14 protein-coding genes are annotated in these 12992 nt (G+C 51.5%); 1 reads left to right on the forward strand and 13 read right to left on the reverse strand.

The window, feature by feature from the left end; translation table 11 throughout:
- Positions 1–354 precede the first annotated feature (354 nt).
- The 13 genes from ACMYSO_RS14030 to asnC all read right to left on the reverse strand — a co-directional run bounded on the left by ACMYSO_RS14030 (position 355) and on the right by asnC (position 11845).
- Entirely contained in the window at positions 355–774 is a 420-nt protein-coding gene (locus tag ACMYSO_RS14030) for a F0F1 ATP synthase subunit epsilon (protein ID WP_123756971.1), read from the reverse strand.
- 20 nt (positions 775–794) lie between these two features.
- Entirely contained in the window at positions 795–2177 is a 1383-nt protein-coding gene (gene atpD, locus ACMYSO_RS14035) for a F0F1 ATP synthase subunit beta (RefSeq protein ID WP_004869217.1), read from the reverse strand.
- A 26-nt stretch (positions 2178–2203) separates the two neighbouring features.
- Positions 2204–3067 carry a F0F1 ATP synthase subunit gamma gene (gene atpG / locus ACMYSO_RS14040; RefSeq protein WP_123756970.1) on the reverse strand — a complete coding sequence of 288 codons (864 nt, stop codon included), beginning with the start codon at positions 3065–3067 and terminating at the stop codon, positions 2204–2206.
- 50 nt (positions 3068–3117) lie between these two features.
- Positions 3118–4659 carry a F0F1 ATP synthase subunit alpha gene (gene atpA / locus ACMYSO_RS14045; RefSeq protein ID WP_123756969.1) on the reverse strand — a complete coding sequence of 514 codons (1542 nt, stop codon included), beginning with the start codon at positions 4657–4659 and terminating at the stop codon, positions 3118–3120.
- A gap of 12 nt (positions 4660–4671) precedes the next feature.
- Positions 4672–5205 (reverse strand): F0F1 ATP synthase subunit delta, encoded by a 534-nt coding sequence (atpH, locus tag ACMYSO_RS14050; protein ID WP_123756968.1) that lies wholly within the window; start codon positions 5203–5205, stop codon positions 4672–4674.
- Positions 5206–5219: 14 nt separating this feature from the next.
- Positions 5220–5690 carry a F0F1 ATP synthase subunit B gene (gene atpF / locus ACMYSO_RS14055; RefSeq protein ID WP_434582378.1) on the reverse strand — a complete coding sequence of 157 codons (471 nt, stop codon included), beginning with the start codon at positions 5688–5690 and terminating at the stop codon, positions 5220–5222.
- A 54-nt stretch (positions 5691–5744) separates the two neighbouring features.
- Positions 5745–5984, reverse strand: coding sequence for a F0F1 ATP synthase subunit C (gene atpE, locus ACMYSO_RS14060; protein ID WP_000429386.1), 240 nt, complete (start codon positions 5982–5984; stop codon positions 5745–5747).
- 47 nt (positions 5985–6031) lie between these two features.
- Positions 6032–6847 carry a F0F1 ATP synthase subunit A gene (atpB, locus tag ACMYSO_RS14065; protein WP_123756967.1) on the reverse strand — a complete coding sequence of 272 codons (816 nt, stop codon included), beginning with the start codon at positions 6845–6847 and terminating at the stop codon, positions 6032–6034.
- 8 nt (positions 6848–6855) lie between these two features.
- On the reverse strand, positions 6856–7236 hold the full coding sequence (atpI, locus tag ACMYSO_RS14070) for a F0F1 ATP synthase subunit I (protein WP_174509652.1): 381 nt from the start codon (positions 7234–7236) through the stop codon (positions 6856–6858).
- Between the two features lie 615 nt (positions 7237–7851).
- Positions 7852–8475: a 16S rRNA (guanine(527)-N(7))-methyltransferase RsmG gene (rsmG, locus tag ACMYSO_RS14075; protein WP_434665368.1), complete on the reverse strand. Its 624-nt coding sequence runs from the start codon at positions 8473–8475 to the stop codon at positions 7852–7854.
- 108 nt (positions 8476–8583) lie between these two features.
- Positions 8584–10473, reverse strand: a complete 1890-nt coding sequence (gene mnmG, locus ACMYSO_RS14080) for a tRNA uridine-5-carboxymethylaminomethyl(34) synthesis enzyme MnmG (protein ID WP_434665371.1) — start codon at positions 10471–10473, stop codon at positions 8584–8586.
- 381 nt (positions 10474–10854) lie between these two features.
- Positions 10855–11295, reverse strand: coding sequence for an FMN-binding protein MioC (gene mioC / locus ACMYSO_RS14085; RefSeq protein WP_434582370.1), 441 nt, complete (start codon positions 11293–11295; stop codon positions 10855–10857).
- Positions 11296–11386: 91 nt separating this feature from the next.
- The gene (gene asnC, locus ACMYSO_RS14090; protein WP_045853727.1) at positions 11387–11845 is read right to left on the reverse strand and encodes a transcriptional regulator AsnC; all 459 of its coding nucleotides are present in this window, start codon (positions 11843–11845) and stop codon (positions 11387–11389) included.
- Positions 11846–11997: 152 nt separating this feature from the next.
- Between asnC and asnA the strand changes: the two genes are divergently transcribed.
- Positions 11998–12990, forward strand: a complete 993-nt coding sequence (asnA, locus tag ACMYSO_RS14095; protein WP_434665373.1) for an aspartate--ammonia ligase — start codon at positions 11998–12000, stop codon at positions 12988–12990.
- Positions 12991–12992: the final 2 nt, after the last annotated feature.

Below are 12992 nucleotides of genomic sequence, written 5' to 3' on the forward strand. Positions count from 1 at the left end.
TACACCGCATGTGTTGTCGTTTTAGTTAGCGGGACAGCGCAAATGCAGTCTGGAAAGTTTTATTCTCAGTTGTTGAAAGTACCAAAGGTAACGTTCATAGCACTGAAGAAAGCGACGATTTTGTTGATCAGTTTCATGATGACTTCCTGGATAGCGATTAATTTTTGATGGTTTATTTTTTTGTGATTCACATCACAAAACCAAGTCTACGCCTCATTTTTTAATCGATCAACAAAAATGAGACATACATCACAAAAATATTGAACTCGCTTTTTAGTTTCATCTTTTCTGAAACGCAGCCATAAAAAAAGCCAGCCTGGAAACCAGACTGGCTTTTTAACTTTCAAGCCGGTGTTACATCGCTTTTTTGGTCAACTCGATAACGCGCAGTTTGGCGATCGCTTTGGCCAGTTCCGCAGACGCCTGAGCGTAATCTACGTCGCCGTGAGAGCTGTTGATATGCTCTTCGGCTTTACGCTTCGATTCCAGGGCTCGCGCTTCGTCGAGATCCTGGCCACGAATTGCCGTATCAGCCAGAACGGTCGTGCTACCAGGCTGCACTTCAAGAATGCCGCCAGACAGGTAGATAAACTCTTCATGACCGTGCTGTTTAACGATGCGAATCATACCAGGCTTAATGGCGGTGAGCAGCGGTGCGTGACCCGGGTAAATACCCAGTTCACCTTCACTACCCGTTACCTGGATTTTTTCGACCAGACCAGAGAACATTTGTTTCTCTGCGCTGACGACGTCCAGGTGGTAAGTCATTGCCATATCACCCTCCGATTAAGGCGTTAAAGTTTTTTGGCTTTTTCTACGGCTTCGTCGATAGAACCGACCATGTAGAACGCCTGCTCTGGCAGGTGATCGTATTCGCCTTCCATGATGCCTTTAAAGCCACGGATCGTGTCTTTCAGGGAGACGTATTTGCCCGGAGAACCGGTAAATACTTCTGCCACGAAGAACGGCTGGGACAGGAAGCGCTGAATCTTACGAGCGCGAGCTACCACCAGTTTATCTTCTTCAGACAGTTCATCCATACCCAGGATCGCGATGATGTCTTTCAGTTCCTGATAACGCTGCAGCAGGGACTGTACGCCACGCGCGGTGTCGTAGTGTTCCTGACCAACAACCAGCGGATCCAGCTGACGGCTGGTGGAATCCAGCGGGTCAACGGCCGGGTAGATACCCAGAGACGCGATCTGACGGCTCAGTACCACGGTTGCATCTAAGTGAGCAAAGGTGGTGGCTGGGGATGGGTCAGTCAAGTCATCCGCAGGTACGTATACAGCCTGTACGGAAGTGATAGAACCGGTTTTGGTGGAGGTGATACGTTCCTGCAGAACGCCCATCTCTTCCGCCAGCGTCGGCTGATAACCTACCGCAGAAGGCATACGACCCAGCAGTGCAGATACTTCTGTACCGGCCAGGGTATAACGATAGATGTTATCGACGAACAGCAGAACGTCACGACCTTCGTCACGGAATTTCTCAGCCATGGTCAGACCGGTCAGTGCAACGCGCAGACGGTTTCCCGGCGGCTCGTTCATCTGGCCGTAAACCAGGGATACTTTATCCAGAACGTTGGAGTCGGTCATTTCGTGGTAGAAGTCGTTACCCTCACGAGTACGCTCACCAACACCAGCAAACACGGAGTAACCGGAGTGTTCGATCGCGATGTTACGGATCAGCTCCATCATGTTTACGGTTTTACCAACACCCGCACCACCGAACAGACCGACTTTACCGCCCTTCGCGAACGGACACATCAGGTCGATTACTTTGATGCCAGTTTCCAGCAGTTCCTGAGAGCTGGAGAGCTCTTCATAGGAAGGTGCTGCACGGTGAATCGCCCAACGTTCTTCTTCGCCGATGTCGCCTTTCATATCGATCGGCTGACCCAGCACGTTCATGATACGACCCAGCGTTGCTTTACCAACCGGGACTTCGATCGGGTGCTCAAGGTCTTTAACTTCCAGACCACGACGCAGACCGTCGGAAGAACCCATGGCGATAGCACGTACGATACCACCACCGAGCTGCTGCTGAACTTCCAGCACCAGGCTCTCATTACCATTTTGTACCTCAAGAGCATCGTACACGCGCGGTACGGCATCCTGAGGGAATTCGACGTCAACCACGGCGCCGATTACCTGGACAATTTTTCCAGTAGCCATCTTGAATCCTCTACGAATTAACCTGGTTATACCGCGGATGCACCACCGACGATTTCGGTGAGTTCCTGAGTAATGCTGGCCTGACGAGCTTTGTTGTATACCAACTGCAGCTCTTTAATCAGGCTGCCGCCATTATCGGTTGCGGCTTTCATCGCCACCATACGTGCGGCCTGCTCGCTGGCCAGGTTTTCTACCACGCCCTGATAAACCTGGGACTCGACATAACGACGCAGGAGGGTATCCAGCAGCGCTTTCGGGTCTGGCTCATACAGATAATCCCAGGATTTACGCTTCAGATCAGCATCATCTGATGCCGGTAACGGCAGCAGCTGAGTGATAGTCGGAGTCTGGGACATGGTATTAATAAATTTGTTGCTGACAACGTACAGCTTGTCCAGACGGCCTTCATCATAGGCCTGCAACATCACTTTTACCGGACCGATCAGTTCGGACAGGGACGGGTTATCACCCATGCCGGTCACCTGGGCGACAATATTGCCACCGACGGAACTAAAGAAAGAGACGCCTTTAGAGCCGATCATTGCGATATCGCTCTGAACGCCTTTATCGGACCATACTTTCATATCTGCCAGCACTTTCTTGAACAGGTTAATGTTCAAGCCACCGCACAGACCACGGTCGGTTGACACCACCAGGTAGCCCACGCGTTTCACGTCGCGTTCTTCCAGGTACGGGTGCTTATATTCCAGATTACCGTTTGCAAGGTGACCAATCACTTTGCGCATGGTTTCTGCATAAGGACGGCTGGCCGCCATGCGCTCCTGCGATTTACGCATTTTGGAAGCGGCGACCATTTCCATCGCTTTAGTGATCTTTTGCGTGTTCTGGACGCTTGCGATCTTACTACGTATCTCTTTTGCGCCGGCCATGAACTTCTCCTCAATGCCTTGCGGCCTGCCCTAAGGCAAGCCGCCAGACTTTACCAGGACTGGGTTGCTTTAAAGGAGTCGAGGATGCTTTTCAGCTTGCCTTCGATCTCGTCGTTATAGCCACCGGTCTGGTTAATCTCTTGCATCAGCGGAGCGTGGTCACGGTCAACGTAAGCCAGCAGAGCGGCTTCGAAACTACCGATTTTCGCCAGTTCCACATCTTCGAGGTAACCACGTTCAGCAGCAAACAGGACCAGGCCCTGCTGTGCTACAGACATCGGAGCATACTGTTTCTGTTTCAGCAGCTCGGTTACTTTCTGACCATGGCTCAGCTGTTTACGGGTTGCTTCATCCAGATCGGATGCGAACTGAGAGAACGCAGCCAGTTCACGATACTGTGCCAGCGCGGTACGGATACCACCGGACAGTTTCTTGATGATCTTGGTCTGAGCAGCACCACCAACACGGGATACGGAGATACCCGGGTTGACCGCAGGACGAATACCAGAGTTAAACAGGTTGGTTTCCAGGAAGATCTGACCATCGGTAATGGAAATTACGTTGGTCGGAACGAACGCAGAAACGTCACCCGCCTGGGTTTCGATAATCGGCAGAGCAGTCAGGGAGCCGGTTTTACCTTTAACTTCACCATTGGTGAATTTCTCAACGTACTCAGCGTTAACGCGGGATGCGCGCTCCAGCAGACGGGAGTGGAGGTAGAAAACGTCGCCCGGGAATGCTTCACGTCCTGGCGGACGACGGAGCAGCAGGGAAACCTGACGATAAGCAACAGCCTGTTTAGACAGGTCATCGTATACGATCAGCGCATCTTCACCGCGGTCACGGAAGTATTCGCCCATTGCGCAACCAGCATACGGTGCCAGATATTGCAGTGCAGCAGACTCAGAAGCGGTCGCAACAACAACGATAGTGTTGGACAGCGCACCGTGCTCTTCCAGTTTACGTACCACGTTAGAAATAGTGGATGCTTTCTGGCCGATAGCGACGTAGACGCATTTGATACCGGAATCGCGCTGGTTGATGATCGCATCGATTGCCATCGCGGTTTTACCGGTCTGACGGTCACCGATGATCAGCTCACGCTGGCCACGACCGATTGGAATCATCGCATCGACAGATTTATAACCGGTTTGTACCGGCTGGTCGACGGACTGACGTTCGATAACGCCTGGTGCGATAACTTCGATTGGCGAGAAGCCATCGTTATCAACCGGACCTTTACCGTCGATTGGCGCACCCAGGGTGTTCACCACACGACCCAGCAGACCACGGCCTACCGGAACTTCAAGAATACGGCCAGTACATTTGACTTTCATGCCTTCGGCAAGGTCAGCGTACGGACCCATCACAACTGCACCAACGGAGTCGCGCTCCAGGTTCAGTGCGATAGCGTAACGGTTACCCGGCAGAGAGATCATTTCACCCTGCATACAATCGGCCAGGCCGTGGATGCGGATAACACCGTCACTGACGGAAACAATCGTACCTTCGTTGTGAGCCTCGCTCACAACATTGAACTGAGCAATGCGCTGCTTGATCAGTTCGCTGATTTCGGTGGAATTCAGTTGCATGCTCCAGTCCCCTTAAGACTGCAAGACGTCTGCCAGGCGATCAAGACGGCCGCGTACGCTACCATCAATGACCATATCACCCGCACGGATGATAACACCTGCCATAACAGACTTATCGATTTTGCAATTCAGCTTAACTTTGCGTGACAGACGTTTTTCCATCGCGCCGACGATCTTCGCAAGCTGTTCTTCACTCAACTGGGAGGCAGAAATTACATCTACCTCTGCGGTTGCCTCACTGGCAGCACGCAGGTGAATGAACTGCTCGAGAACATCCGGGAGCACCTTAAGACGACCATTTTCTGCCATAACCCGAATCAGGTTCTGGCCATTTTCGTCCAGTTGCTCACCGCAGACCGCAATGAACGCTTCAGAGAGCGTTTCCGGCGCCAGAGCACCGGACAGAAGCTCTGCCATTTGTTCGTTTTTGGTCACTTCAGCGGCAAACGCCAGCATATCCTGCCAGCGTTCAACACTTTTGTGTTCGACGGCAAAGTCAAAAGCTGCTTTGGCGTAGGGGCGAGCTACCGTTACAAATTCAGACATCAGCCCCTCCCTCCTTACAGTTCAGCGACAAGTTTGTCCACGATGTCGCTGTTAGCAGCTTCATCCACGGAACGTTCGATGATCTTCTCGGCGCCAGCAACAGCCAGGATAGCGACCTGCTTACGCAGCTCCTCACGAGCACGTTTACGTTCGGCATCGATTTCAGCCTGCGCCTGTGCGACGATTTTGGTGCGTTCCTGTTCTGCTTCAGCTTTAGCTTCGTCCAGCATCTGAGAGCGACGCTTGTTCGCCTGCTCGATGATGACCTGGGCTTCCGCCTTCGCTTTTTTCAGCTGGTCGGTCGCGTTGGCCTGTGCAAGGTCCAAATCTTTCTTAGCGCGTTCTGCAGAAGCTAAACCCTCAGAAATCTCTTTCTGGCGTTTTTCGATGGCTGCCATTAAAGGCGGCCATACGTACTTCATGCAGAACCATACGAAAAGAACAAACGCGATGGCCTGGCCGAGGATTGTTGCGTTCATGTTCACAGCACAATACCTCTTAAATTAACTCTGTGGCTTAGGTTTCTTTCGAACAACTTACTACGCGACAGCAAACATCACGTACAGACCCAGACCTACAGCGATCATCGGGATAGCATCCACCAGACCCATAACGATAAAGAACTGAGTACGCAGCAGAGGAATCAGATCCGGTTGACGCGCTGCGCCTTCCAGGAATTTGCCCCCGAGGATGCCGATACCGATCGCAGCACCGATCGCCGCCAGACCCATCATCACAGCGGCAGCCATGTACAGCAGATCCATATTCAGGTTTTCCATGACAGTCTCCAGTTTGTTTCAGTAAAAACGTAGTATGTTGGTAAAAATCAATGCTCTTCAGATGCCATCGACAGATAGACAATCGTCAGAACCATGAAGATGAAGGCTTGCAGCGTAATAATCAGGATGTGGAAAATGGCCCATGGCACATTCAGAATCCACTGTGACCACCACGGCAACAGACCAGCAATCAGAATGAAAATCAGCTCACCGGCATACATGTTGCCGAACAGTCGCAGACCAAGTGATACCGGTTTGGACAGCAGGCTTACCCCTTCAAGGATTAAGTTGACAGGAATGAACGCCCAGTGATTGAACGGCTGCAGTGTCAGTTCTTTAACGAACCCACCCACGCCTTTCATTTTGATGCTGTAGAAAAGAATCAGGATAAACACGCCAAGTGCCATCGACAGGGTGATGTTCACGTCAGCAGACGGAACGACACGCAGCGCAGGCAGGCCGAAAATGTGCTCACCGATATAAGGAATCAGGTCGATTGGCAGCAGGTCCATCAGGTTCATCAGGAATACCCAGACAAACACGGTGAGGGCCAGCGGAGCAATCAGCTTGCTCTTGCCATGATACATATCTTTAACGCTGCCATGGACGAAGCCAATGGTCATCTCAACGGCCGTCTGGAGCTTACCAGGAACACCGCTGGTCGCTTTTTTAGCAACGCTACGGAAAATGGTAAGGAACAACAGACCGAGCACCACTGAGAAGAACATGGAGTCAATGTTGAGCGTCCAGAAGGTGGCCGGGGGGTTGTGCGGATCCACCAGCGAGAAAGTACGCAGGTCCAGCTGAAGGTTGTTCAGATGGTGACCTATGTATTCCTGCGGCGTCATATTTTCTGCAGCCATGATGCCTTTTACCCTTTGTTGTTAATTACAGCTGGTGCCAGAATTTGTACCACCAGCACCAAAACCCACGTCACTATCAGCGGCATGAATACCACTTTAAAAACGGCCAGCGCCATCGCGAGGAGGGCAAAGGTCAGCAACACCTTGAATGCTTCACCGAAGGCGAAGGTCCAGGCCACACGGCCTTTAGATGGTGTATGCGCCTGATGACGCCAGGCAAAAATCATAAACAACATGTTTGGCAAAACAACCGCCAAACCTCCGCATACTGCAGAGATGCCCCAGAAGGGGTCTTTTAGGCTGAACAGCAGTCCACTTGCTATTACTGCCAGTAACTGAATAAACAGAAGCTTACGAGCAACGTTTCGACTCAAGAGCGACACAGACATCACGTTTTTACTCCTGCTCCCTTTGAGGTATGTCGCGTGTCGTATAAAACGTCCTTTAAGACGAAGAGTCAAGCATCAAAAAGCGGACAAATTATACGGTGACGCCCCGTGATTTCAAACAATAAGTAGCAAAATAGTGAATAAATGTTTAATTATTTTCTGACTGGCAACTTTTCCTGCATTTTACCAATCTGTGAGCGATCATACGAAACTGCAAATACTGAGAAAACACAGAAAACAAAGCGTGCGACAGATCACATATTAAACATTTTTGGGCTAATCGAATTAATTCTGTTCATAAATCGTCTGATTTCATCATTTTGATATTAAAGACAAAAAATAGCGACAATTTATAAAACAACCCTATATACAATAAAAACTACTCATTGACATTTATAATAAAAATTTAACATTCGTATGCTTTGTCAGCGACTCGATTTTTAGCACGCTGATATTTTCAGCATTGACTATATTATCTGTTAACGAGTCTCTAAGGTTAATGACTGGATAACCCATAGTAAAAACATGGTTAAATAGGGTCTGATATCCGCACGTACTGGTGTCCATTTTTGTAACATGCGGCAGACTTTTTTTTTCACATTTTTTGATAAAAATTTAAATCTTTTTTGGTTTAATAAGCACCAAATGGCGCTCCCCTTCCAGCTGCGGAACCTGCAGTTTAACCACTTCGCTGACGGCGTATCCTTCCGGGAGATTAGCCATTTCCTCTTCCTGAGCAACGCCTTTAAGCGCATAGAAAGCGCCCTCTTCCGTCGGCAGATGATGACACCAGCTCACCATGTCATTGAGCGAAGCAAATGCGCGGCTGATGACGCCATCAAACGGCGGCTCTGCCGGAAATTCTTCCACGCGGCTCTGTACCGGCTCGATGTTATCCAGTTTTAGCTCATGCTGGACCTGACGAAGGAAGCGTACGCGTTTGCCAAGACTATCCAACAGCGTGAAATGCGACTGCGGGCAGACGATAGCCAGGGGGATTCCAGGCAGACCCGGTCCTGTTCCGACATCAATAAAGCGACTGCCTTTCAGGTGCGGCGCAACGACGATGCTATCGAGAATATGGCGTACCAACATCTCGTTCGGATCGCGAACGGAAGTCAGGTTGTAGGCTTTGTTCCATTTATCCAGCAGTCCAACATAAGCTACCAGCTGATTTTTCTGGTGATCGGTGAGCGAAATGCCAGCTTCTGTGAGCAGATGAGAAAGTTTGTTAAGCACTGTTGATACCTGTCTGAATAATTTGCCCGGTGCGCTAGCGCAAACCGGGCATACAAGCTTGTAGGGCGGGTTGGCAATGCGCCACCCGCCGGAAGACAATGAAATAGATTATGCGCTACGGCGCAGCATGCCCTGTTTTTTCAGCCAGATCAGCAAAATGGAGATCGCCGCAGGGGTCACGCCTGAAATACGGGTAGCCTGGCCGATCGAAGACGGCTTGTGATCGTTGAGCTTGGCAATGACTTCATTCGACAGCCCAATCACCTGGCGGTAATCAAGGGTCGCCGGCAGTATCGTATTCTCATTACGTTGCTGCCTTTCGATCTCTTCCTGCTGGCGCGCAATATAGCCTTCGTATTTAACCTGAATCTCGACCTGCTCTGCGGCCTGCGTATCTCCCAGGCCCGGCGAGAACGGTGGCAGCTGGACCAGCTGCTCGTAGGTCATTTCCGGACGGCGGAGTAAATCTTCGCCGCTGGCTTCGCGAGAAAGCGGCGCGCTCAGATGCGCGTTAACGGCTTCGACGCTGTCTGCCGCCGGATAAACCCACGTAGATTTCAGGCGCTGACGCTCAAGTTCGATGCTTTCCAGCTTCTGATTGAAACGCGCCCAGCGTTCATCATCGACCAGACCCAGCTCACGCCCCTGTTCGGTCAGGCGCAGATCGGCATTATCCTCGCGCAGCATCAGACGATACTCCGCGCGGGAGGTAAACATGCGGTACGGTTCTTTGGTACCGAGCGTACACAGGTCGTCGACCAGTACGCCCAGATAGGCTTCAGAACGCGCTGGCGCCCAGCCCTCTTTTTCGGCGGAGAAGCGACCGGCGTTGAGGCCAGCAAGCAGACCCTGGGCAGCGGCTTCTTCGTATCCGGTAGTCCCGTTGATCTGACCGGCAAAGAACAGACCATGGATATATTTACTTTCCAGCGTCGGCTTCAGATCGCGCGGATCGAAGAAGTCGTACTCAATAGCGTAGCCTGGGCGAACGATTTTGGCGTTCTCCATGCCTTGCATCGAGCGAACAATTTGCATCTGTACATCGAATGGCAGGCTGGTGGAGATGCCGTTCGGATAAATTTCGTTTGAGGTCAGTCCTTCCGGCTCGAGGAAGATCTGATGCTGGTTGCGATCGGCAAAGCGCATTACTTTGTCTTCGATCGACGGACAATAACGAGGGCCGATCCCTTCAATCACCCCGGCATACATCGGGCTGCGATCGAGGTTATTGCGGATCACGTCGTGGGTTTTCTCGTTGGTATACGTGATGTAGCACGGTACCTGACGCGGATGCTGATCCGCGGATCCCATGAACGAGAAGACCGGCATTGGGGTATCGCCATGCTGTTGCGCCAGCACGCTAAAGTCGATAGTACGGGCGTCAATACGCGGCGGTGTCCCGGTTTTGAGACGGCTGACGCGCATCGGCAGTTCACGCAAACGACGGGAGAGCGGAATAGACGGCGGATCGCCTGCACGGCCACCGCTGTAGTTATCCAGACCAATGTGGATCTTGCCGTCGAGGAATGTCCCAACGGTCAGGACCACCGCTTTGGCGCGGAATTTCAGGCCCATCTGGGTCACTGCGCCGACAACACGATCGTTTTCGACAATCAGATCTTCAACCGCCTGCTGGAAGATCATCAGGTTTGGCTGGTTTTCCAGTGCCGTGCGAACCGCCTGGCGATAGAGTACACGGTCGGCCTGTGCTCGGGTGGCACGTACCGCCGGGCCTTTGCTGGCGTTTAGTATCCTAAACTGAATGCCTGCCTGGTCGATCGCTTTCGCCATCAGGCCGCCAAGTGCATCCACTTCTTTTACCAGGTGTCCTTTCCCAATGCCGCCAATCGCCGGGTTGCAGCTCATCTGCCCCAGAGTGTCGATATTGTGTGTCAAAAGCAGGGTCTGTTGACCCATTCGCGCTGCGGCCATCGCGGCCTCAGTGCCTGCATGACCCCCGCCAATGATGATGACGTCAAAAGGATCCTGATAAAACATGGTGGTATGCCTCGCATAAAGCGGTTTGAAAATGGATTGAAGCCCGGGCCGTGGATTCTACTCAACTTTAGTCGATCGAGAAAGCTCCGGGATCTTGAGTATTAAAAAGAAGATCTTTTATTTAGAGATCTGTTTTATTGTGATCTCTTATTAGGATCGAGCTTGTCTGTGGATAAGCAGGATCCACAGTTTAAGATCAACCGGTTAAGAAGGATCACTATCTGTGAATGATCGGTGATCCTGTTCCGTATAAGCTGGGATCAAAATGAAGGGTTATACACAGCCCAAAAAGCGAGTAAGGGTTATTCTTTGGATAACTACCGGTTGATCAGAGCTTTTAAGCATAGTTATACACAGAAAAACGGACGATCTTTACAAAACTCAGAGTAAATCTTTCCAGGATCCGACCCAAATCTCTGCTGGATCTTCCGGAATTTCATGTTCCAGCACATTTATCTTCAGCGTTTCGCCGATCTGTTTTGCGCCACATGCTTTCAGCGCGCTGTCGATCTTGTCGATGGCTCCGCAGAAGGTGTCATATTCCCGGCTGCCAATACCAATGGCGCCAAAACGCACGGCAGACAGGTCTGGGCGTTGTTCCTGAATGGCTTCAAAGAACGGCAGCAGGTTATCAGGGATATCACCTGCACCATGAGTTGAGGAGATAACCAGCCAGATCCCTTCAGCCTGCAGATCCTCGATCAACGGACCGTGCTGGATTTCGGTGCTGTAACCCGCCTCTTCCAGCTTTTCAGCCAGATGCTCCGCTACATATTCCGCACTGCCCAGGGTACTGCCGCTGATAAGCGTAATGTCTGCCATGATCGCCTGCTCAATTATTCAGAGTGGCACATTGTACGCTGTGTGTGAGCTGGGATCTACCTGTGGAAAATGTGGGATTAAAAAAGCCCGATCACGGGCGGATGGTCCGCATGATCGGGTTCTGCAGGGAGATCAGGGTCTCGGTGGACTGAATTTCATCGATTGTTTGGATCTTGTTGATAAGTACCTGTTGCAGGGCATCGATCGAGCGGCACATCACCTTTATAAAGATGCTGTAGTGGCCGGTGGTGTAGTAAGCCTCCGTGACCTCGTCGAGGCTTTCGAGCCTGGCTAGCGCGGAAGGATAGTCTTTGGCGCTTTTCAAAATGATGCCGATAAAGCAGCAGACGTCGTAGCCGAGCTGTTTAGGATTCACGTCGATGCGAGCGCCGGTAATGATCCCGGCCTGTTTCATCTTCTCTACGCGCACATGGATGGTGCCGGGGCTGACGCCAAACTGTTTGGCCAGTTCCGCGTACGCCGTGCGGGCATTGGCCATTAATGCTTCGAGGATGCCACGGTCCAGATTGTCGATCTGATAATTTTCCATAGGTTTTTCTTATGATGTTTAATGATTCTTTCTATATTAGCTCGATATTTTAATGAATCAAAAGTTAACCCGGCTTTTTGTTGTTTGATTATTGAATTGCTGGCCTGTTTTGTTGCTTAATCAATACCAACAGGACGCAGGAGTTAAAAAAAATGAAAACCGCATACATCGCAAAACAACGCCAGATTAGTTTCGTTAAGTCGCACTTTTCCCGCCAGTTGGAAGAGAAGCTTGGTCTGATTGAAGTCCAGGCACCTATTTTAAGCCGTGTGGGAGACGGGACTCAGGACAACCTCTCTGGTAGCGAGAAAGCGGTTCAGGTGAAAGTGAAAACACTGCCAGACGCTCAGTTCGAAGTGGTTCATTCGCTGGCGAAATGGAAACGTCAAACCCTGGGACAACACGACTTCAGCGCGGGCGAAGGGCTCTACACGCACATGAAAGCCCTTCGCCCCGATGAAGACCGACTGACCGCTATTCACTCTGTTTACGTCGACCAGTGGGACTGGGAACGCGTGATGGGGGATGGTGAGCGCCACGTCGGAACATTGAAATCGACCGTAGAAGCGATCTACGCCGGGATCAAAGCGACCGAAGCCGCTGCATGTAAAGAGTTTGGGCTGGCACCGTTCCTGCCAGAGCAGATTCAGTTTGTTCATAGCCAGGAGCTGCTGAGCCGCTATCCAGGCCTCGATGCCAAAGGGCGTGAGCGGGCGATTGCCAAAGAGCTGGGGGCCGTATTCCTTATCGGTATTGGCGGCAAGCTTTCTGATGGTCAGCGTCATGATGTTCGTGCGCCGGATTATGATGACTGGAGCACTTCAGTAGATGAAGGCTTCAGCGGCCTGAATGGCGATATCCTGGTGTGGAACCCGGTTCTGGAAGACGCGTTTGAGATCTCTTCCATGGGGATCCGCGTTGATGCCGACGCACTGAAACGCCAGCTGGCGATCACCGGTGACGAAGATCGCCTGAAGCTGGAGTGGCACCAGGCGCTGCTGCGCGGTGAGATGCCGCAGACTATCGGTGGCGGTATTGGCCAGTCCCGTCTGACCATGCTGTTGCTGCAGCTTGACCATATCGGCCAGGTGCAGTGTGGCGTGTGGCCAGCTCAGGTTCGTGAGAGTGTGGACGCGCTTCTTTAATA

It is taken from the genome of Klebsiella sp. B345 (genome assembly GCF_051131735.1).
Lineage (GTDB): Bacteria > Pseudomonadota > Gammaproteobacteria > Enterobacterales > Enterobacteriaceae > Klebsiella.

Bases quoted from the DNA above. Each gene is read 5' to 3' on its own strand.
- ACMYSO_RS14030 (WP_123756971.1), bottom strand. From the start codon at position 774: ATGGCAATGACTTACCACCTGGACGTCGTCAGCGCAGAGAAACAAATG.
- atpD (WP_004869217.1), bottom strand. From the start codon at position 2,177: ATGGCTACTGGAAAAATTGTCCAGGTAATCGGCGCCGTGGTTGACGTC.
- atpG (WP_123756970.1), bottom strand. From the start codon at position 3,067: ATGGCCGGCGCAAAAGAGATACGTAGTAAGATCGCAAGCGTCCAGAAC.
- atpA (WP_123756969.1), bottom strand. From the start codon at position 4,659: ATGCAACTGAATTCCACCGAAATCAGCGAACTGATCAAGCAGCGCATT.
- atpH (WP_123756968.1), bottom strand. From the start codon at position 5,205: ATGTCTGAATTTGTAACGGTAGCTCGCCCCTACGCCAAAGCAGCTTTT.
- atpE (WP_000429386.1), bottom strand. From the start codon at position 5,984: ATGGAAAACCTGAATATGGATCTGCTGTACATGGCTGCCGCTGTGATG.
- atpB (WP_123756967.1), bottom strand. From the start codon at position 6,847: ATGGCTGCAGAAAATATGACGCCGCAGGAATACATAGGTCACCATCTG.
- atpI (WP_174509652.1), bottom strand. From the start codon at position 7,236: ATGTCTGTGTCGCTCTTGAGTCGAAACGTTGCTCGTAAGCTTCTGTTT.
- mnmG (WP_434665371.1), bottom strand. From the start codon at position 10,473: ATGTTTTATCAGGATCCTTTTGACGTCATCATCATTGGCGGGGGTCAT.
- mioC (WP_434582370.1), bottom strand. From the start codon at position 11,295: ATGGCAGACATTACGCTTATCAGCGGCAGTACCCTGGGCAGTGCGGAA.
- asnC (WP_045853727.1), bottom strand. From the start codon at position 11,845: ATGGAAAATTATCAGATCGACAATCTGGACCGTGGCATCCTCGAAGCA.
- asnA (WP_434665373.1), top strand. From the start codon at position 11,998: ATGAAAACCGCATACATCGCAAAACAACGCCAGATTAGTTTCGTTAAG.